16 protein-coding genes and 1 tRNA gene are annotated in these 19,276 nt (G+C 67.3%); 8 read left to right on the top strand and 9 right to left on the bottom strand.

Annotation, left to right across the window (positions count from 1 at the left end; translation table 11 throughout):
• Positions 1-87: 87 nt before the first annotated feature.
• The 5 genes from C2L80_RS10005 to C2L80_RS09985 all read left to right on the top strand — a co-directional run bounded on the left by C2L80_RS10005 (position 88) and on the right by C2L80_RS09985 (position 5,700).
• Positions 88-1,542 carry a nicotinate phosphoribosyltransferase gene (locus tag C2L80_RS10005; RefSeq protein ID WP_103263131.1) on the top strand — a complete coding sequence of 485 codons (1,455 nt, stop codon included), beginning with the start codon at positions 88-90 and terminating at the stop codon, positions 1,540-1,542.
• Positions 1,543-1,616: 74 nt separating this feature from the next.
• Positions 1,617-2,519, top strand: a complete 903-nt coding sequence (locus tag C2L80_RS10000) for a DegV family protein (RefSeq protein ID WP_103263130.1) — start codon at positions 1,617-1,619, stop codon at positions 2,517-2,519.
• Positions 2,520-2,550: 31 nt separating this feature from the next.
• Entirely contained in the window at positions 2,551-3,480 is a 930-nt protein-coding gene (locus tag C2L80_RS09995; protein WP_103263129.1) for a DegV family protein, read from the top strand.
• 24 nt (positions 3,481-3,504) lie between these two features.
• A complete protein-coding gene (locus C2L80_RS09990; RefSeq protein ID WP_103263128.1) occupies positions 3,505-4,503 on the top strand; it encodes an NAD(P)-binding domain-containing protein in 999 nt (332 codons plus the stop codon).
• A 231-nt stretch (positions 4,504-4,734) separates the two neighbouring features.
• Positions 4,735-5,700, top strand: a complete 966-nt coding sequence (locus C2L80_RS09985; RefSeq protein WP_092200891.1) for a radical SAM protein — start codon at positions 4,735-4,737, stop codon at positions 5,698-5,700.
• Between the two features lie 223 nt (positions 5,701-5,923).
• Here C2L80_RS09985 and C2L80_RS09980 read toward each other — a convergent pair whose 3' ends face one another.
• On the bottom strand, positions 5,924-6,982 hold the full coding sequence (locus C2L80_RS09980; RefSeq protein WP_239938897.1) for a TIGR03915 family putative DNA repair protein: 1,059 nt from the start codon (positions 6,980-6,982) through the stop codon (positions 5,924-5,926).
• Positions 6,979-8,526 (bottom strand): putative DNA modification/repair radical SAM protein, encoded by a 1,548-nt coding sequence (locus tag C2L80_RS09975; protein WP_092200894.1) that lies wholly within the window; start codon positions 8,524-8,526, stop codon positions 6,979-6,981. The genes C2L80_RS09980 and C2L80_RS09975 overlap by 4 nt, the downstream gene beginning before the upstream one ends.
• A gap of 742 nt (positions 8,527-9,268) precedes the next feature.
• Between C2L80_RS09975 and C2L80_RS09970 the strand changes: the two genes are divergently transcribed.
• Positions 9,269-9,691, top strand: a complete 423-nt coding sequence (locus C2L80_RS09970; RefSeq protein ID WP_087195314.1) for a hypothetical protein — start codon at positions 9,269-9,271, stop codon at positions 9,689-9,691.
• Between the two features lie 126 nt (positions 9,692-9,817).
• On the opposite strand, the gene C2L80_RS09965 is transcribed toward C2L80_RS09970, so the two are convergent.
• The 7 genes from C2L80_RS09965 to C2L80_RS09935 form a co-directional block, all read right to left on the bottom strand.
• On the bottom strand, positions 9,818-11,008 hold the full coding sequence (locus C2L80_RS09965) for a putative ABC transporter permease (protein ID WP_193602633.1): 1,191 nt from the start codon (positions 11,006-11,008) through the stop codon (positions 9,818-9,820).
• Positions 11,009-11,096: 88 nt separating this feature from the next.
• On the bottom strand, positions 11,097-11,408 hold the full coding sequence (locus C2L80_RS09960) for a hypothetical protein (protein ID WP_224758904.1): 312 nt from the start codon (positions 11,406-11,408) through the stop codon (positions 11,097-11,099).
• Positions 11,409-12,407: 999 nt separating this feature from the next.
• A complete protein-coding gene (locus tag C2L80_RS09955; RefSeq protein ID WP_087198773.1) occupies positions 12,408-13,721 on the bottom strand; it encodes an MFS transporter in 1,314 nt (437 codons plus the stop codon).
• A gap of 211 nt (positions 13,722-13,932) precedes the next feature.
• Complete coding sequence (locus C2L80_RS09950; protein ID WP_103263126.1) at positions 13,933-14,739, bottom strand: creatininase; 807 nt, start codon at positions 14,737-14,739, stop codon at positions 13,933-13,935.
• 82 nt (positions 14,740-14,821) lie between these two features.
• Positions 14,822-15,382: a hypothetical protein gene (locus tag C2L80_RS09945; RefSeq protein WP_087198771.1), complete on the bottom strand. Its 561-nt coding sequence runs from the start codon at positions 15,380-15,382 to the stop codon at positions 14,822-14,824.
• A 74-nt stretch (positions 15,383-15,456) separates the two neighbouring features.
• Positions 15,457-16,539 (bottom strand): DMT family transporter, encoded by a 1,083-nt coding sequence (locus tag C2L80_RS09940; protein ID WP_087198770.1) that lies wholly within the window; start codon positions 16,537-16,539, stop codon positions 15,457-15,459.
• A gap of 277 nt (positions 16,540-16,816) precedes the next feature.
• Complete coding sequence (locus C2L80_RS09935) at positions 16,817-17,965, bottom strand: serine/threonine protein kinase (RefSeq protein WP_087194711.1); 1,149 nt, start codon at positions 17,963-17,965, stop codon at positions 16,817-16,819.
• A 296-nt stretch (positions 17,966-18,261) separates the two neighbouring features.
• Between C2L80_RS09935 and C2L80_RS09930 the strand changes: the two genes are divergently transcribed.
• The gene (locus C2L80_RS09930; RefSeq protein WP_087193378.1) at positions 18,262-18,849 is read left to right on the top strand and encodes a TetR/AcrR family transcriptional regulator; all 588 of its coding nucleotides are present in this window, start codon (positions 18,262-18,264) and stop codon (positions 18,847-18,849) included.
• Between the two features lie 261 nt (positions 18,850-19,110).
• Positions 19,111-19,185, top strand: a tRNA-Thr gene (locus C2L80_RS09925).
• Positions 19,186-19,276: the final 91 nt, after the last annotated feature.

The following is a 19,276-nucleotide window of genomic DNA, read 5'->3' as shown; positions in this document are numbered from 1 at the left end:
GGGCATCGCCGCGCGCGGCGGCGCAGCCACAGGGCCGGCGGCGCGGGCTCGGCGGGAACCGGCGGCGCGGGCGAGGGGGCGTAGCCGATGAAGCTTGACTACGAGCTGCTCACCGACCTGTACCAGCTCACGATGGCGCAGGGCTACTGGGAGTGCGGCCAGCGCGACGTGGCCGCGTGCTTCCACATGTACTTCCGCGACTATCCGTTCAAGGGGGGCTTCGCCGTCGCGTGCGGCATGGCGCAGCTCGCCGAGATCGTGGAGACGTTCGCGTTCTCCGACGACGACCTCGCCTACCTCTCCTCCCTCGATGCCCCTGGCGGCGGCCCCTTGTTCAAGCCCGCGTTCCTCGAGCATTTGCGGACGTTTCGGCTCTCTGTGGACGTCGACGCCGTGCCCGAGGGCACGGTGGTGTTCCCGCACGAGCCCATCGTGCGCGTGACGGGCCCCATCGCCGACTGCCAGCTCATCGAGACGGCGCTTTTGAACTGCGTGAACTTCCAGACGCTCATCGCCACGAAGGCCGCGCGCGTGTGCCTGGCAGCCCAGTCGCCCGTGGCGGAGTTCGGCCTGCGCCGGGCGCAGGGAGCCGCCGGCGGCGTATGGGCGAGCCGCGCCGCCGTCGTGGGCGGCTGCGCGTCCACCTCCAACGTGCTGGCGGGCAAGCTCTTCGGCCTTCCCGTGTCGGGCACGCACGCCCACTCGTGGGTGATGTCGTTTCCCGACGAGCTGGCGGCCTTCCGCGCCTACGCCCGGGCGTTTCCGAACAACTGCGTTCTGCTCGTGGACACCTACGACGTGGAGCAGGGCATCAGAAACGCCATCGAGGTGGGGCTCGAGATGCGCGCGCGCGGCGAGCGCCTGGCGGGCATCCGCATCGACTCCGGTGACCTTGCGTGGCTCGCGAAGACGGCGCGGCGCATGCTCGACGAAGCCGGGCTTGCGGACTGCGGCATCGTGCTGTCCAACGACCTGGACGAGCACACTATCCAGTCCATCCGCGACGAGGGGGCCAAAGTGGACTCGTGGGGAGTGGGCACGAAGCTGGCCTGCGCCTACGACCAGCCCACGCTCGGCGGCGTCTACAAGCTCTCCGCCACGCGCGGCCCCGCGGACGCGGCATGGACCGACCGCTTGAAGATCTCCGAGTCGGCCGCGAAGCTCACCACCCCCGGCGTGCTGGACGTGCGGCGCTACTTCTACGGAGACGGCGAACGGCTCGCCGGCGACATGGTGTTCGATGTGAACGCGGGCGCGCGGTGCGAGACGATCGTCGATCCCGCCGACGACCTGCGCCAGAAGAACCTTTCGGGGCTGCGTTTCGAGACGCTGCTCAAGCCGCTTGCCCGCAAAGGCGAGACGGTGCTCGCGCCCGCGTTGCGCGACGCGTTGGCCGCGCGCGAACGGACGCAGGCGGGGCTTTCGACGCTCGACGAGAGCCAGAAGCGCATGCTGAACCCGCACACCTACCCCGTGGGGCTCGAATATGGTCTTTTCGAGCGGCGGCGCGATTTGGTTGTGCGGCTGCGCGGCATCGCGTAGTGTGGAAGGCTGTCAGACACCCGGAGGGTCGGCGGCGGGCGCGACGCGCGCCGCCGGCGGCAAGGAAGGACGACATGGTCAGGATAATCACCGATTCGGTGGCATCCATCCCCGCGGACGAGGCGCGCAAGGCCGGCATCGAGGTCGTCACGCTGTACGTGAACCGCGACGGGGAGGAGCTTGCCGACGCCGAGATGGACCTCGACGCGTTCTACGCCGAGATCTACGACATGGTCGACGACATCCCCACGTCGAGCCAGCCGTCGCAGCATGCGCTCGAAGAGGCGTTCGAGGACGCGGCGCGCGCTGGCGACGAGGTGCTCGGCGTGTTCATCTCGTCGGGGCTGTCGGGCACGTTCGACGGCGCGGTGCGGGCCGCCCGCGCGGTGAAGGCGCGCAACATCGACTTCTCCTACGCCATCGTCGACTCGTCCTCGTGCGGCTACGACGAGGCGTGGCCCGTCTTCGACGCCGTGGAGGCGCGCGATGCGGGCGAGGGGCTTTCGGGCTGCCTGTCCGCCGTCCTCGAGGGCATGGAGCGCACGCGCTTCCTGTTCACGCCGGAGACGCTCACGTTTCTACAGAAAGGCGGGCGCATCGGCGGGGCGGCGGCGCTTCTGGGCAACCTCATACAGCTCTCGCCCGTGCTCACCGTCACCGACGGTGCGGCCGCCACGCTCGCGAAGGTGCGCACGCGCAAGAAGGCGCTCGAGCGCATTGCGGCCACGTTCAGGGCCGACATCGAGAAGCTCGGCCTCAAGCGCGTGGCGGTGCACTACATCGGCGACAAGGCGCCGGCGCTGGCGTGGGCGCGCGAGGTCGTCGAGCCGCTTATCGGCCGCACGGTGAAGGTGCTTCCCGTGAGCCCCGTGATCGGGCTGCACGTGGGGCCCGCCGTGGGCATCGCCTACGAGTGCGCGAGCGCCGTGGCGAGCAAGCTGACCGCGCCGGCGCGCTTGCGCGTGTGCGCGTCGTAGCGTCGGATCGAGGGAGAGAGAGGGCCGTTTCATGGAGCATCGTTGCAACCTCATCATAGATTCCTGCTGCGACCTGCCCTTCGAGGTGGTGGATCGCGAAGGGGTCGAGCTTATCGAGTTCCCTTACGTCACAAGCGAGGGGGAGCGCGCGGACGACCTGTACCGGTCGACGTCGGCGCACGAGTTCTTCCAGGCCATGCGCGAGGGCGAGCAGCCCACCACCTCGCAGGTGCCGATGCACACGTACCGCGAGGTGTTCGGGCGGGCCGTCGAGAGCGGCGTGCCCACGGTGGCGCTCGTGTTCTCGAGCGGGCTTTCGGGCAGCTACGACGCGGCGGCGCTCGTGCGCGACGAGATCCTGGCCGAGCATCCGGACGCCGAGTTGCACCTCGTGGACACGCGGCTGGCGTCGGTGGCTGAGGCGCTTTTGGTGTACGAGGCCATCTGCCAGCGTGACAGGGGCATGACGGCGTCCGAGCTGGCGCGCTGGGCCGAGGAGGCGCGCTTCTTCGTGGACGCGGAGTTCATGGTGGACGACCTCGAGGCGCTGCGCCGCGGAGGGCGCATCCCCGGCTCGGTGGCCTACGCCGGCTCGAAGCTGGACGTGAAGCCGCTGCTCACCATCGGGGTGGACGGCAAGCTGGTTCTGTCGGGCGTGGCGCGCGGGCGCAAGAAGGGCCTCAAGCAGCTGGCCGAGTACTATCGCAAGCGCGCCGCGAAGGAGGGCCCCGGCAAGCACGTGGTCATCGGCAACGCCGACTGCGAGAAGGACGCCGATAGGCTGAAGGAGGCGCTGTCGAAAGACGACGACTCCATCCTGTTCCTGGAGAGCAGCATCGGCCCGGTCATCGGCAGCCATGTGGGACCGGGCATGATCGCGGTGGTGTTCTGGGGCGGCGACAAGCGCGAGGAGCTGTCCGTGGCCGACCGCATCGCGAAGCGGGTCAGGGGCGCGGAGTAGACGGGCGACGGAAAGGTTCGCATCATGAGGGATTCGTTCGCATACGTGGGCAACGAGACGGTGGGCTCGATGGTTGAGGCGCGCCTCGGCGCGCTCGGCTACGTGCGCGCAAGCGACGTCGGGAGCGCGCGGACGGTGGTGACGTACTGCACGTCGCAGACGGCGCTCGAAGACGCGTACTTCGACGAGGGCGGCCTCGTGCAGGCTGCGGCGGCGGGCACGCTGCTCGTGGACCTGTCGCCCTCCACGCCGGGTTTCGCGCGCGAGCTCAACGCGGTGGCCGCGGTGAGCGACCTGGTGGCGGTGGAAGCGCCGCTCGCGGTGGTGGACCCTGTCCGCGCCGACGCGTTTTCCGACAAGGGCAACCTCGTGTGCTTCGCGGCGGGCGACGAGGACGCGCTCGCCGCGGCGCGCCCCGTGCTCGAGGCCGTCGCAGGCTCGGTGCGGGACATGGGCGGCGCGGGCGCGGGGCAGCTTGCGCGCGCCGCGTGGACGCTGCAGGCGACGGCGCAGATCGTGTCGGCCGTGGAGGCCGATGCGCTCTATCGCGCGGTGCGGCGCTCCTCCTCGCCGTTCGGCGAGGAGGCCCTGCGCGTCGGTGCCGCCGCGCCTTTGGCCGAGAGCGTGCTGGCGGCCGTGGACGAAGGGCGCTTCGACGGCGGCTATACGGTGGAGATGCTCATGGCCGAGCTGTCCGCGGCGCTCACGGCGGCTGACGATGCGGACCTCATCTTGCCCCAGGCCGAGGCGTGCCTGCACCTGCTCGAGTTGCTCGCCGTCATCGGCGGGTCGGACAAGGCGCCGTCGGCCCTCGCGCTCGTGTACGGCGAGGAGGCGGCCTGCGCCGAGCAGGGCCTCGATTGGACGCGCGCCGAATCGGCGTTCGGGGAGGGGGATGATGAAGACGCGGAGGACGGCTGCGAGGAAGGCTGCGATGCGGATGGGTGCGGCTGCGGGCATGCGCACGGCGGCTATCGGGACTACCCCGACTATCCCGGTTACGGCGCGTACTCCGCGAACTGATCTCCGTCCGTCCGTCGGCTGCCGCGCCCTGCCGCACGGCGCGCCGTGCGGCAGCGGGGCTTTCGGCGCGTTGCGTGCGCGAAGCGCGCGGGGTTCGATTTCGCTTGCGGCCTTGGGCGCTGCCGCGAAGCCGTCGGCTCGCGCGCTCGGAGCTCGCGATGTTCGGCTTTCATGCGCGGCTCCGAGCGCCGCAGCCGCCCCCGTCGGCCTTTCGGAGGCGGTGATCGCGCCATGAGCGGACCCCGTTCGGCTTGCGATCTCTGCCCGCGCCGGTGCGGTGCGGATCGCGCGGCGGGCGAGCGGGGCGCGTGCGGGGCGGGCCGGGCGCTCGTCGTGGCGCGGGCTGCGCTGCATTTCTGGGAGGAGCCGCCGATCAGCGGCGAGCGGGGCAGCGGGGCCGTGTTCTTCGCGCACTGCCCGCTTCGCTGCGTCTACTGCCAAAACGCCCTCATCGCGGCTGGCGAGGCGGGCGCGGAGGTGAGCGTGGGGCGGCTTTCCGAGATGCTCTTGGAGCTTGCGGCGCAAGGCGCGCTCAACGTGAACCTCGTCACGCCCACCCATTACGCCCCCGAGGCGCGCGCCGCGGTGGCGGCTGCGCGCGCGGAGGGCCTTTCCCTGCCTGTGGTGTGGAACACCTCGGGCTACGAGACGGTGGAGGCCGTGCGGGCGAACGCGGGCACGGTGGACGTGTACCTTTCCGACTTCAAGTACGCCGACGCCGCCTTGGCGGCGCGCTACTCGCATGCGCCGGACTACCCCGAGGTGGCCATCAAGGCCCTCGAGGCCATGGTGGACGAGGTGGGCGCGCCAGCATTTGACGAGGTGGACGGTATGCCGCGGCTGGTTCGCGGCGTCGTGGTGCGCCATCTTGCGCTTCCCGGCGCGCTCGAGGATTCGAAGCGCGTCGTGCGGCTTGTGCGCGAGCGCTTCGGCGACGAGGTGCTTTTGTCTCTGATGAACCAGTACACGCCCGTGGTGGCCGCCTCGGCAGCGGCGGGGGACGCGCGCGCTGCTCGGGCGCTCGGGCGCTGCCCCGAGCTCGCCGGCCGCGTTTCGGGCGAGGACTACGAGCGGCTTTTGGACTACGCGGACGGGTTGGGGATCGAGGACTACTTCTGGCAGGAGGGCGGCTCGGCTGAGGAGAGCTTCATCCCTCCCTTCGACCTGACCGGCGTGCGCGAGCGCTCCCGCGCATGAGCGGGTGAAAGGGGCCGTGGCGAATCACGGGCCTCTCGGTTCGGGGTTGGACGGCAGGGGGTGCGGAGCGCTCTGCGCCGTGCGGAAGGGCGCGCGTCGCGTCGGGGCGCGCAGGGCGCGATGCGGGGGGCATGCGCTTTGCGGGACGCATGGCGAGAGGCGGCGGGGGCGCGTCGGCATGGCGCAGGCGCGGGCGAGCGCGATCCGCTGCGGCTGCCGCGCGTCAGCGGGACAGCTCCGCTCCGGGGATGCGCTCGTGCATCTCGACGATGTTCTTCCACAGGCGCTTCGGCATGAACTGGCGGCGCAGCTCCGGATTGTAGCGCGCTTCGACGGCCACCACGTCGTAGAAACGCTTCCAGGCGGCTTGCATGAGCCGTTCGTCCGAGGCTCGTCCGGGCGGCGTCACCTCGTTCGAGCGCACGAGGTGCCATTCTCGGCCCTCGTAGACGCCGGCCATGCCGTGCGCCTCGTCGAAGATGATGAACGGCTGCGTGTTGAAGCGGCCGCTGAACCAGTCCATGACGAGCGGCACCACGGCTGCGTTCGGGTTGCATCGTGCGAACCACACGCCGTTGTCCAAATGCTCGAACCGCAAGAACTGCAGCATGCGGTGGCGCTCGTTGCCCACGGCGCGCGCGAGGCGGTCGAGCGGGGCCACGGCGGGGTGCGCGAGGTCGTTCATCACGCGGCCGTTGCGCATGGCGTGGCGCACGAAGCGGTAGACGACGGTGCCTGCGGCAGGGTCGTCGGAGAGCGACGCGCTCACGACGGCGTCCGCGGCGGCGCGCCCGCAGACGCGCCGGACGCCCTGCTGCACGCGCAGCGCGAGTTGGACGTCCGTGTCGATGACGCGCACCGACTGGCCGAGGCGCGGTTGCAGATGGGCCTCCCGCACGACGTCGAGCGGGTCCTCGCGCAGCTCGTAGGCTTTGAACACGGCGGTGAGCAGCCCTTCGGGCGTGCCGTCGTAGCAGTACGCCGCATCGACGAGGGCCTCTTCGCGCGCGACGTGCTCCGGGAGGTCGCAGGGAGGGGCGGGGAGGCGCGAAGGGGCCCTTGCGGGCGAAGGCCGGGACGCGTTTGCGGGCGAGGGAGGGCCGTCTTGGCCGGCATGCGATGGGGCGGCGCCGATCAGGTGCGCATGCGGAAGGGGGCTCCCGATCGGCTGCGCGCCCGATCGGGGGATGGCCTCTTTGCACGCGCAGCCGCGTGCCCGGGGCCGCCTTGCTTCGCCTTCCTCCAGCCATGCGCTTGCGCCTGCCGGCGCATGGCCGCTCATGCGGGCACCTTCTCCGGCGCTTCGAGCGCGCGCTGCCATCCGAACGTCCCGTCCGCCTCGGGCGCGAGCGCCCCCTCGTCTGCGCGTGCGCGCGGGTGGGAAGCGGTTCCCTTCGTTTCGACGGTCCGCGCCGACGCGTTTCCGTCGGGGCCGCTGCGGGCGCTCGGCTCCGCATGCCCCGCGAGCGCCGTGCGCGGCCGCCCTGCGCCGACGCGCGCCTTCTCGGGCGTCTCGACGCTCTCGAACAAGCTGAGCTGCCCCGGGCAGGCCTTGTCGGATCGCCGTCCTCGTCTGCCGCCCTCGATGGGCGCGGCCAGCTGCGCGCGCAGCGCCTCGGGCGTGAAGTCCACGCCGGCCCCGGCGTACGTTCCCGCGCACGTGATGAAGAAGCGCGCCCGTTTGTAGGCCACGCCGAGCTTGCGCAGCTCCGTCTCGCGCAGGCACGTCGCGCGCCGAGCCCGCACGATCGAGCGCGCCCCCCGCACTCCGATGCCCGGTACGCGCAGCAGCGCCTCGAACGGGGCCGTGTTCACTTCCACGGGAAAGAAGTCCAGGTGGTTGACGGCCCAGTTCGCCTTCGGATCGAGGTCGAGGTCGAGGAAGGGGTGCTCCTCGTCGATGATCTCGGCGACGTCGAAGCGATAGAAGCGCAGCAGCCAGTCGGCTTGGTAGAGCCGGTGCTCGCGGTTGAGCTGGATGGCGTCGGCGCCGGGAAGGCGCGCGTCGTCGTTCACGGGCGTGTAGGCGCTGAAGAACACCCGTTTGAGCGAGAGCGTGCGGTAGAGCGCCGCCGACAGGTTGAGTATCTGGAAGTCGCTCTCGGGCGTGGCTCCCACGATCATCTGCGTGGACTGACCGGCCGGCACGAACGCGCGCTCTTTGCGCGCGGGCCGCCTCTGCGCCAGGTAGGTGGTTCCCCGGCGCATGATCGCGCGCGTGTCGCGGTCCTCGTCGATGCCGTCGCGTATCTGGCGCATGGGCGCCACGATGCGCTGCTTGTCCTTCTCGGGGGCGAGCAGGGCGAGGCTTCGCTGGGAGGGCAGCTCCATGTTCACGCTCATGCGGTCGGCCAGGTGCCCGAGCGCTTCGATGAGCTCGGGAGAGGTTCCGGGGACGGCCTTCGCGTGGATGTAGCCGCGAAAGCCGTGCTCGTTGCGCAGCAGGGAGAGCGTGCGCACCATGAGCTCGGTGGTGTGGTCGGGGTCGCGGACGACCCCGGAGCTGAGGAACAGCCCTTCGATGTAGTTGCGGCGGTAGAACGCGATGGTGAGCTCTGCCAGCTCGCGCGGCGTGAACGCCGCGCGCGGCACCTCGTTCGAGGCTCGGTTCACGCAGTAGGCGCAGTCGTACACGCACACGTTGGTCATGAGCACCTTGAGCAGCGTGATGCAGCGTCCATCGGCCGAGAAGCTGTGGCAGCAGCCGGCGGCCATGGTGTTGCCCAGCTTGCCCTTCTGCGCTGAGCGGTCGATGCCCGACGAGGTGCATGCCACGTCGTATTTCGCCGCGTCGGCGAGGATCTCCAGCTTGTCGATCAGCTCCATGCGGACGTCCGTTCTCAAGATCAAATGTTCGTAAGAATGTATGTTCGCTTATGATAGGCAAACGAACGTTCGCTGTCAAGGGGAAAGAGGGCCCAGGGACTGTCCTCGCCGTCATCCGTGCCCGCGCCGTGCCGAGGCAGGATCGACGCGGGCGCGGCTGGCTCCTATGCCGGGTCGGGGCGGATGCGGCAGCTTCGTCTCCTCCTTGCGCGGGGCCTTCTTCCGCAGCATGGCGCGACAGGGCCGGGAACCTGCCCGCATCGGCGATGTCCTTTCGAAGGAGCCGCGGCGGGTCGCCTTGCGGAGCCGGTGCGACAGGGGGGCGGCCGGCTCCTCTTTCGGGTTGACGTCCGCGTTTGCCCGACCGGCCTCCGTGTGGAGCGAGGTTCGCGCGAAGGGCTTGGATCCTCCGCGCGGAATCGCCGCTCTGTGACGATGTCCCCGTCCTTTTGCCACCTTTTTTGCGTCGAGTCCGGCTCGATGCGGGCCGGCGAATGGAGCAGGATCCGTCCGAGCGCCCCTCGCGTTCGGACGCAGCGCCGCTGCGGCGCGCTTCTGCGCGTTCGGGTTCGGGCTCGCTCGGCGAGGGGATGAGCCTTTTCCTCAAGAAACGGTTGAACCTCGGGCAGAATGGCGCGCTCAACAGGCTTGCGCGCATGCCGTGCGCTATGCTTTTCGCGCGCGGAAGGGTTCCGCGCGGCGCGACCGCAGACCTCGCGCCTTCGACAGAAAGGAATGAGCTGTGTCCGGTTCCCAGAAAGCCCTCAAGATCATCTCCGTCGTGCTGCTCGCGTACGCCGTCGTCCTGTTGCTTTTCGGCGTGCTGATGGCTGCCGGATCGCAGGTGCCCGGTCTGTCCGGCTCCATCGTCGATTGGGGGGATGGCACCTCCGTGGACGCGGCGGTCGCGGCTATCGGCGTGGGCATCGGGTTCGCCGTAAGCGGTCTTGTCTACCTCGTCATCGCGCTTCTGGGCTTGCGCGGTGCGAAGGATCCGAAGAAGATCGGCGCGTTCTTCGCGCTGTGCATCGTCGGGCTTGCCCTCAGCCTCGTCGGGATCGGCATGAGCGCGGCCCAGGGCGGCGTGCAATGGCAGTCGGTCGCCGGCCTCGCCATCATCGCCGTGTGCACGTTCCTCGCGGCCAAGATCAGAAGGCAGGCGTAAGGTTTCCGGTCCGTGCGACGAGTGGCGGCCGGCGCGCGTGACGGACGAAGCGCGTCCCGGCCGCCCCGACCTGGGCGCCGCGCCGTCCCTCGCTGCGCGCCTCGCACCCGAGCGAAGGGCGGGAGATCAGCTCGCGCGCGTGGCGTTGCCGGGGTCGATGGACATGGATTGGAAGCGCTGCGTCATGTAGGCGTTGTCGAAATGGTCGGCGCAGAACTCCTCGATGGCGTTGTCGGGCGCGCGGCCCGCCTCGCGCTGGTACCAGCAATCGAGCGCGAGCAGCGTGAGGCCGCCGTCCGCGATCATGAGCGCCGCGCACACCGTGGTCACCGCGTAGCGCCAGTTCCAGGGTATGAGGTTCACGATCTTGAGCATCCACGGCAAGAGGAGCTTGATCCACACGACGCCGAGCACGCCCCACATGGCCATGAACATGCCGTTCGTGCGCCCGTCGATCGACAGGAACGTGCCCGAGTAGTCCCAGGCGACGATGCCGAAGGCGAACTGCATGAACCAGCTGGTGAGGTACTCGAACGCGCCTCCGATGACGGCGCTCACCAAGAAGATGAGCACGACGTTCTTGTCGTGGAAGCGGTTGAGCGCCACGGTCATGAGCACGGCTCCGAACCCGTAGATAGGCGAGAACGGCCCGAACAAAAGCCCGGCGCGGTCTTGGTAGTGGCCGGGGTCGACCACGGCGAAGTGGTAGGCCGTCTCGATGGCGAGCCCCAGCACGCAGCATACGACGAATATCCAGAACAGGTTGAAGAAGTTGAGGGCGATGAACCCCTTGCCCGTCTCGTCGCGGCCGAGCGTGCCGTCCTCGGCCTGCTCGCGCGTTTCCATGTCGCGCAATTTGCGCTGCAGCTCTCGCTCCTCGGCAAGCGACGGATCGACGTAGCTTTGCAACGCGATGAGCACCACGAGCACCACGCCGTAGGGCACGAGGTCGAGCGTGAGGCCGCCCAGCATCATGTCGCAGAGCGCCACGAGGATGAGGATGACGATCATGACCTCGGTGAGCTGGGCCGCTCCGCGCCGCTTGTCGCGCAAGAGGCGCACGTCCAAGACGGCGAACAGCGCGGCGAGGACGGTCATGAGCGCGGTCTGGGCCGCGAATATGACGAGGGTGGCGGTGGACAGCTCCCCGGCAAGGCCCCCTTCGCGCACGATGAGCGCCATCCCCACGATGACGAGCGCGAGCACCGAGGCGATGGCCGCGCCGCTGACGACGCACAGCATCCCGAACACCTTCAAGGGCAACGGGATCCTGCGGCGGGCTGTCTCGCTTGTTATGGCGGGGTCGTGCTCTGTCATACGTCCTTCTCCTTGCATGCCTTCTGCCTGTTCGGATGACGAAGGGACAGTATACCGTGAGCAGGTCCGTTTTCGGGCTTCGTCGTTGCTATTCCGGGTGACGGATACGTAACGTCCCAGGTCGAAAGGCTTTTGAGGAATGCGGGCTTCCGTCGTCTGCAACCGTTTCCTCCACGAACCAGCGAGGATCCTCGAAGAACAGGCGCTTCTCGCGGCCCCCGATGGAGACGAGATAGCGGATGCCGGTGCCGCCGACGCGCTGCGAGGCTCGCCGGACGACGTCGAGGACGCGGTCGATCTCGAACACGCGTCCGTCGCGCCATCTGACGGACAGTGGCGTGATGCGCCCGTCCTCGTCGATGCGGGCCGTCACTTCGACGTATGTCTTCTTGAACGCCATGATCCGCATCAGACCATGCGCCAAGGCGAAGGGCAACCGCCCGCACCGAGCCGTTGCGCGGGCGATCGCGACCTGTTGCGGGCAATGCTCTCTCGCATGGTGTCGCGATGGTACCCCGAAGCGTCTGGCCGCTCTGAGACGACGGCGAACAATCGTCCGAGTCGGCCATGAGAGTCAGGTAATGCGGCGTGAATCCGTTCCTCTTAGCTAAGCCAGGACCGATGCGGGTCCGTGTTCTCCGGCCCTCGAGCCGAGCTTCTCCTGATCGGGCGCTTCGGAAAGCCCTGCCCGCCGGACGGGGCTTTGCTCGGCGAGCGGGGTGGGAGGCCCTGCCTGCCGGACGGGGAGGGCTTTCCGAAGCGTCTGGCCGGGGGCTCGACTCGGTGATGAGCGAACATGGCCTTGTGTCAATTCCTGTTTGACGGAGAGGGGGCGACCCCCTTAGCACAAAATGACGGTTAAGAACGATTTTTCTGCCCTCTGGAGGAGCGTTTTCGGAGAAACGCCAGGTCGCGAAATTCGATCTGATCGGAAAATCGTTCTTAACCGTCATTTTGTGCTACCGCATCGAGGCCTCTCTGATGAACGCCTCTCTGCCAAACCGCCGTTGATACTTGATCCGGACTATGTCAGCGGTGGCTTGACAGAGATATCCGTTCGATGATGAGAAAACTTGTGTTTGGTGAACAGTTTCGCCGACTCTGAGGGGGGTCGAGCGTCGTTGCGCGTGCGTGAAATGATAGCAACCTGGGTTTCCCCCCCTTTAGTTCCTTCCCGCCGCTCCTTGCGTGGCTTTAAGCCCGTTCGCTAACGCAAAAACGCCAAATTGCCATCGCGCCGCAGGGGTGGCGGTTGGACGAGGTGGGACCGGGGCGTCGTGCCGGGCGCGCTTTCCGGCAGATGGGGCGCGCGGCGAACGGAGCGGCCTCGGCGGCTGGATCTGCCGCCGAGGCCGCTCGCCGCGCATGGGCGTTTCGCGAAGCGCGCTCGATAGGCGCGCTACTTGACGTCCTCCAGTTCGACGTGGCCGTACTCGCGCGCGGTGAACAGCAGGATGATGCCGGCCACCAGGCAGATGGCCATCATGTAGAACGCGGGCATCAGGCTGTTGCCGGTGGCGTCGATGAGCGCCGTGGCCACCATGGACGCCGTGCCGCCGAATATGACGTAGGCGATGTTCGAGCCCAGCGCCGCGCCGGTGTAGCGCACCTCGGTGGGGAACATCTCGGCCTGATAGCAGGCGATGTTGGCGTCGTTGATGGACAGCGTCACGCACATGATGAGCTCGGCGGCTATGACGATGGGAAGCTGGGCCGAGTCGAGCATCATGAACGAGGGCACGCTCAGCACGATGAACGCCGCGCACGCGCCGAGCATCATCTTCTTGCGGCCCACGATGTCGGACACCTTGCCCGCCCCGAACACGATGAAGATGTAGGCGAGCAACGCGATGTCCGTGGCCGCCTGGGCGGGCGCCGCCTCCATGCCGGCGTAGGCCGTCAGGTAGGTGGGCAGGTAGGTGAGCACCAGGTAGAAGCCCACCGAGTTCACCATGGTGGCCGCGATGCTGGACACCAGGCGCTTGCGGTACTTCTTGAACACGAGGCGCGTGGGCCTTGCCGCCTCTTTGGACCGGTCGGCGCCGCTGTCGGTGAGCTGCTGGTAGGTGGGCGAGTCCTCGAGCTTCGTGCGAATGTAGTGGGCGATGAGGCCCAAGGGCCCGGCCAGAAGGAACGGAATGCGCCAGCCCCAGGCCACCATGTCGGTCTCGGGAAGGAGCGCCTTGATGATGAGCGCGGCCGTGGAGCCCGCCAGAAGCCCCGTGGCCGTGGAGGCGGGCACGAGCGAGCAGTACTTGCCGCGATGGTCCTTCGGAGCGTACTCGGCCAAGAACACTGCGGCTCCCGAGTACTCGCCGGCGGCCGAGAACCCCTGGATGCTGCGCAAGACCACGAGCAGGATGGGCGCGGCGATGCCGATGGTTGCGTATCCGGGCAGACAGCCTATCAGAAAGGCCGCGCCCGTCATCAGGAAGATGGATATGGACAGCGACCACTTGCGGCCCTTCTTGTCGCCCATGCTTCCCCAAAACGACGCTCCCAGCGGGCGGAACACGAAGGACAACGCGAACACCGCGAAGGAGAGCAGCGTGGAGTTGACCTCCGATTCGGGAAAGAACACGATGCCGATGGTGATGGCGAAATAGGTGTAGGTTGCGTAGTCGAACCATTCGATGAAGTTGCCCAGAAACGACGACAGGGCGACTTTGAACGGCACTTTGGCCTTGGCTCGCGCGGTTGACGATGTGCTCATGACGATCCCCCTATTGGATCTCGTGGTAGTCCCCGAGAAAGCAGACCGCCTCGTTGGACGGGCGAGCGCGTCGGCGCGCTCGCGGCGCGGCCGTTGGAAGCGGGGCGTTCGTGCTGTCCATGGCGATCCGATCCTCCTCGTAAGAAACCGGCCCTCCCGAGACGTTCCCCGAGAGGGCCATATGCGGTCACATGCCTTGCTCCCGATCCCCTCAGGCGAACTCGGCGCGGATGGCGTCCACCATGTTGCGGACGGCCACGTCGCGCAGAACGACGCCCTTATCGCGCGACGACGCGGCCGGCGAGGACAGGCATCCCGACGGCGGGGTGTAGTCGGCGACGATGGGCAGCACGTCGTAGTTCGGCAGCTCGGCGGGCAAGCCCTCGTAGAGCGGGTCGTCCACCTTGTCCATGTCCACCAGGTCGGGGTAGAACAGCAGCATGAGCGACGTCTCCATGACGCCGGCGTGCTCGAGGTCCCAGCCGGTGAAGCCGTCGGGATACAGCTTCGCTATGGTGGCGTCGTCCACGAAGTCCCAGTACGACAGAAGCTGTATCCTCGCGTCGCCCGCTCCCTCCTTGCGGGCGTCCTCGAGGGCGAGCTGCGCTCCCTCGAACACGAACTGGTAGTTCTCGTAATGGCCGTTCATGAGCACGATCTTGCGCGCGCCTTGGCGCACGAGGCTGAACACGATGTCGCGTGCGAGCGCGATGAGCGTGCTTCCGCGCAGGCTGGTGGTGCCGGAGAGGTGGAACCCGCCTCCCGAGCGCTGCTGCGAGCGGTAGCCGTAGTTGATCGGGGCGGCCACGATGCCCTCGAGCGCGTCTTCGTCCGAGTCGGTCAGGGCCTGCGCGGTCGCTCCCGCCATGGCCTTCGTGAGCGCGGCGTCCACGCACATGGCCATGTGCGAGCCGTGCTGCTCGAGTGCGCCGACGGGCACGAACACCACCGCGTCGCGCTTGAGCTTCTCGCGATAGGTGAACGCGTCCATCTCTTCCATGTAGACGGTTGGCTTCATATTCGTGCTCCTTTTGCGGTTCGGGTCGGCCCGGATGCGCCGACCCGAACGATCGGGTGGGATGGTGTTCTTGAAGAGGGGATCAGAGATCCTCCGTGAGCTCCATCTGCGCTTTGCTCGCGCGTATCACGAAGGAATGGAGGGCTTGGTCGCCCCCGCGCGCCAATCTGCGCAGGATGACGCGCCTGAGCCGAGGGTAGTCGTTCATACCGTACCAGGCGAACGCCGTGCCGCCTACGTACGCCTCCACGATGCTGTGGACGGGCGTGTTCGGATCGCGTTTCGCATCGAGGCTCAGGTACTCGTCGATCTCGCTGGCGCACAGCTCTCGGATGATTCCCGCGTCGATTTCGAGGTCGCGTGCGAGCAGCGCCGCCTGACGGTCGACTTCGGCATCGTCGGCATGCGGGAAGTACGTCACGTCGTAAGTGACGGCTGCGGTTCCCGATTCCCTCGCGAACCCCAGCAGCGCTTCCAAAGACGCCATCTGTACATGGTCTTCCGTGCGCTCGGCGATGTCGAGTTCGGCGGGGAAGCCTTTGAGGCCGGCGCGTGCGAAGGCGGCGTGCAGCTCGTCTTCTCGCAGTGCGGGTTCAAGCTGCAGGTCGGTGGCGATGTGAGTCAGACTCTTCGTGATCTTCATGAGTGCACGTTCCTCTCGTCATGCGTGCGCCGGTCGCCTTCGACGGGGCGAGCGGCGCACGCGCCGGATCCCTTTTAGCGCAGGGCTTCCTTTTCCTCTTCCCGCTCGAGACGCGCTTGCAAGTTCTCGCGAATCTCCTCTTCCTTCTCGATCTTCTCTCCTGCCTTGCTGGCGGCCTTCGTGGAGAAGAATATCTGCGAAACGCCGCCCGCGATGATGAGCGCGCCGCCCACCAGCTGCAGCGGCGTGAGGACCTCGTTGAACATGACGAAGCCCAGAAGCGATGCCATGATGGTCTCCTGATAGGAGATGGCGGCCAGCTCGCCGGCCTTGAGCATCTTGGTGGCGTAGGCTAGGAGGTGGAAGGCGATGAAACCGGTGATGAGCGCGGCGGCGATCCACACGAGCCAGGACGTGACGTCCATGGTGAAGATGTCCCAGGGCGCGGTCATGATCTGGCCGGCGGCGTCGACCTGCTGCACGCCGTTCACCTTGACCGTGTACTTGAGGCCGCCCGAGAGCAGGCTGTCGACGGCCATGAGGCCGAGGATGGTGATGGACGCGAACAGGAAGTTCCACCAGGAGCGCACGTTGGAGTCGCAATCTTGACGATAACGGCCGATGAACAGGTACAGGCCGTAGGCCACGCCGGACAGAAGGCCGATCATGTTGCCGAACATCCACTTCGGGTCGAGGTCGAGCGTGAGTCCTTGCGGGGTGATGATGCCCACGATGAACAGCATGCCTAAAACCACGGCCGCTATGCAGGCGATGCCCTTGCCGTTGATCTTCTCCTTGAGGAATATGGCCGCAAGGACGGTGGAGTAGATGGGGCCGGTGTAGATGAGGAACGACGCGTTCGCGAGCGTCGTGTACTGCGTCGAGATCACGTAGAGGCCCGACAGCAGACCCAGGAAGATGCCCGAGAAAACCATCGCGGGCGAGAGCTTCGTCGTGCGGAGCTTCTTGAAGTTGCCGCGCGCGGCCACCGCGAAGATGATGGTGAGCGCGATGAACCCGATGAAGTTGCGGCCGAACGAGATGAAGTCGCCGGGCGCGTTGATGTAGCGTCCGAAGGCTCCGATGCCGCCCATGGCCGACGACGAGAGGAACATAAAGATGAAGCCCTTGAGCTTGTACTTCGCTTGCTCGTTCATGTATCCCTCCTTGGGCGGCGCCGTGTCGTCCGGGTCCTGGATGCGCGTCAGCTCCGCAGATCCGAATTCGCGGACGCGCTCAAGGGGTGCGACGAATCACGCGGGCGCCACAGCGCCGCATGGATGACCAGATGACCGTAGGGGGTGGTGCCCGCTCCCGGAGAACCCCGAGCAAGGAGCGCCGATGGACGGCGGAACGGGTTTCTCCGGGGCGAGGCGATGACGGGAGTCCGCGCGGCGTTTTCGGCGCGTGCGGACGTTCGAATGGGCTACGCGCTTAGTCGTTCCACATCTCCGGGCGCACCAGGGTGGGATCCTTGACGCGGTTCGGGAAGTAGTCGAGGCACTCGCCCTCGCGGTAGACGTCGGCCGTGGAGCAGTGCAGGCCGCCGCCGAACGGGTAGGCGTCGCGCAGGTCGCAGGGGATGACGTTCATGCCGAGCTTGTCCATCTGCTCCTGCTGGTAGACCTCGCTGGCCTCCACGATGACCGTCTTGGGGTCGAGCACGAGGCAGTTCATGGACAGCCACACCGAGCTGTAGCACAGCGCCGGCGGCTCGTCGTGGGCCGGCTGGGCGGCCTCGACGATCTGCCAGTCGTTGGCCTCGAAGATGGCGCGCTGCTCCTCGGGGAGCTTGCGGTGCGGGTTGTTGATGATGAGTCCCGGGCGCAGCGGCACGAAGGTCGCGTCGATGTGGATGGGGTAGGGGTCGCCGGGGAAGTTCACGGCGTGCACGCGGTACTCGGGGTAGTAGCGCTGGAACCAGTCCATGGCCGTGCGGTTGGTGGTCAGCCCGTGCTGGATGAACAGGTCCTTGCCCATGCGCATCACGTCGGCGGCGTCCCACATCGGCTCCACCTCGGTGGTGACGAAGTCCTTGTTGGCGGTGCGCACGAGCCGCTCCTCCAAGGAGATCTTCTCGTCGTAGTAGTTGTGCTTGTAGGAGGCGTCGGTCAGGCGCGGGCGCGGGGCCTGGGTCCACTTGAACTCGGGGTCCTCGTCGAAGTACTGCTTCATGAGCGGCCAGTAGGCCAGGTACTCGAAGTAGCGGCAGCGGAAGGAGTTCGCGCTCGCCATGATCTCGCTGCCGATGGTGAGCAGGATGTCGCGGGGCGGCATGCAGGTCATCATCGAGTCGTTGCGGAAGTCCGGCGTGCCGATGGCCTGGTTCCACTGCAAAGGCGTCGGGCGGTCGACGACCACGCCGCGGTCCTCGAGGATCTTGACCAGGTTCTCGAGGCACTCGTTGCCGCGCTCGACGGTGGCCAGCGGGCGCAGGCCCCACATGCCGCGCATCTCGGAGTCCACGGGCACCTTCTCGGAGGTCGCGGGCTCCTCGGGCGGGATGACCGAGTTGTCGCAGCGGCCGACGATCACGCGCTTCAGCGGATCCCAGTCGTTCCACGAGTTGACTATCTTCGCCATGACAGTCTCCTTTCGAGAGGTTGGAAGCGGCTTGTCCACTTCCCCATAGACGCATTCTGATGTGCAGGGGTCGTGGATTCAAAGGTTGCCGGGGCGCTTGCGACGCGTTGGGTGTGCATGCGCGGCTCTGGTGTCCGTTTGGCGCGACGTATGATGGCGAACGTACCCTTTCGCGTGACGTTTCGGGCGAAACGTCACGTACGAGAGGATGAGCGCGGGCGTTATGTTCTAGGGGAAGGTCATCGAGCGGGGCCTGCGGCGCGCAGGGGGCCCGCTTCCGGGGAAAGGAGGAGCGCATGTTGCCGAATCTAGCGCGCGGGGAGGACGTGTTCGACTCGCCGGAGCTGCGCACGAAGATGAGGATACTCCATGCGGTGGACAAGTCGCTCGACCGCATCACCATCGCGGAGATCTGCGAGAACGCGGGCATCTCGCGCCAAACGTTCTACCGTCACTTCGAGAGCAAGTACGACATCCCGTGGTGGCATTCCATCTTCTGCCGGCAGTTCTACTTGAACGAAATCGGCCGCACGATTGGATGGAAGACGGGATACTACCATCATATGCGCCTGATCTCGCAGGAGCGCGATTTCTACCGCAAGTCCATCCAGTACAGCATCAACACGCCGTTCGGGCAGACGGTGATGCCCGAGAATCGCAAGACCGTGCTGCTCGACACGCTGGAGAACTACCGCCACGTCGCGGTCAACGACAACATGCGCTTCATCGTGGAGGTGTTCTCGAAGCTGGAATGCGAGGTGCTCAACGACTGGTTCCGCTCCGACGCGCCCACCGACCTCGTCAGGTGGACCGACGATTTGGTGAGCCTCGTGCCCGATCGCCTGTACCGCGCCCTCAGCATCGAGGAGCCTGGCGCGCTTTGAGGGGCGCCTCGGCGCGCAGGGGCGGGCCGCTCGGGGCTCGCCCCTGCGCGCGGTCGCGTCGAGGAGACGTGGGTGCGGGGCGTCCCGTCGGATGCGGAGGGCCCCTCCAAGCGACTTCCGCAAGGGACGTTGCCGCATCTGTTGGTGCGCTCGGTCCACCGCAGCGCGCTCGCCGTTCGCGACGCTCGCGCCGCGCATTGGCCCTTTGCGAAACGCGGCCGATGTCGTACAATGCACAGCGCGTTTGTTTTCTCTTTGCATGCCAGCGTGGCGCAACGGTAGCGCATCGGTTTTGTAAACCGCGGGTTGCAGGTTCGAATCCTGTCGCTGGCTCCATGGGATATCGGGCCGGAGGCGAATCCTCCGGCCCTTGCCGTTTGCGCGCGATCGGGGAAGGAGGGGCGGCATGGGGGCGGTGCTCTTGGTG

Origin of the sequence: Rubneribacter badeniensis (genome assembly GCF_002899695.1) — a bacterium.
In the GTDB taxonomy this organism is placed as follows: domain Bacteria; phylum Actinomycetota; class Coriobacteriia; order Coriobacteriales; family Eggerthellaceae; genus Rubneribacter; species Rubneribacter badeniensis.
The sequence above is the reverse complement of the archived record's forward strand: the minus strand, read 5'-3'. Positions and strand labels throughout refer to the sequence as shown.

Excerpts from the sequence above, each read along its gene's own strand:
- C2L80_RS10005 (WP_103263131.1), top strand. The coding sequence starts at position 88 with ATGAAGCTTGACTACGAGCTGCTCACCGACCTGTACCAGCTCACGATG.
- C2L80_RS10000 (WP_103263130.1), top strand. The coding sequence starts at position 1,617 with ATGGTCAGGATAATCACCGATTCGGTGGCATCCATCCCCGCGGACGAG.
- C2L80_RS09995 (WP_103263129.1), top strand. The coding sequence starts at position 2,551 with ATGGAGCATCGTTGCAACCTCATCATAGATTCCTGCTGCGACCTGCCC.
- C2L80_RS09990 (WP_103263128.1), top strand. The coding sequence starts at position 3,505 with ATGAGGGATTCGTTCGCATACGTGGGCAACGAGACGGTGGGCTCGATG.
- C2L80_RS09985 (WP_092200891.1), top strand. The coding sequence starts at position 4,735 with ATGAGCGGACCCCGTTCGGCTTGCGATCTCTGCCCGCGCCGGTGCGGT.
- C2L80_RS09980 (WP_239938897.1), bottom strand. The coding sequence starts at position 6,982 with ATGAGCGGCCATGCGCCGGCAGGCGCAAGCGCATGGCTGGAGGAAGGC.
- C2L80_RS09975 (WP_092200894.1), bottom strand. The coding sequence starts at position 8,526 with ATGGAGCTGATCGACAAGCTGGAGATCCTCGCCGACGCGGCGAAATAC.
- C2L80_RS09965 (WP_193602633.1), bottom strand. The coding sequence starts at position 11,008 with ATGACAGAGCACGACCCCGCCATAACAAGCGAGACAGCCCGCCGCAGG.
- C2L80_RS09960 (WP_224758904.1), bottom strand. The coding sequence starts at position 11,408 with ATGGCGTTCAAGAAGACATACGTCGAAGTGACGGCCCGCATCGACGAG.
- C2L80_RS09955 (WP_087198773.1), bottom strand. The coding sequence starts at position 13,721 with ATGAGCACATCGTCAACCGCGCGAGCCAAGGCCAAAGTGCCGTTCAAA.
- C2L80_RS09950 (WP_103263126.1), bottom strand. The coding sequence starts at position 14,739 with ATGAAGCCAACCGTCTACATGGAAGAGATGGACGCGTTCACCTATCGC.
- C2L80_RS09945 (WP_087198771.1), bottom strand. The coding sequence starts at position 15,382 with ATGAAGATCACGAAGAGTCTGACTCACATCGCCACCGACCTGCAGCTT.
- C2L80_RS09940 (WP_087198770.1), bottom strand. The coding sequence starts at position 16,539 with ATGAACGAGCAAGCGAAGTACAAGCTCAAGGGCTTCATCTTTATGTTC.
- C2L80_RS09935 (WP_087194711.1), bottom strand. The coding sequence starts at position 17,965 with ATGGCGAAGATAGTCAACTCGTGGAACGACTGGGATCCGCTGAAGCGC.
- C2L80_RS09930 (WP_087193378.1), top strand. The coding sequence starts at position 18,262 with ATGTTGCCGAATCTAGCGCGCGGGGAGGACGTGTTCGACTCGCCGGAG.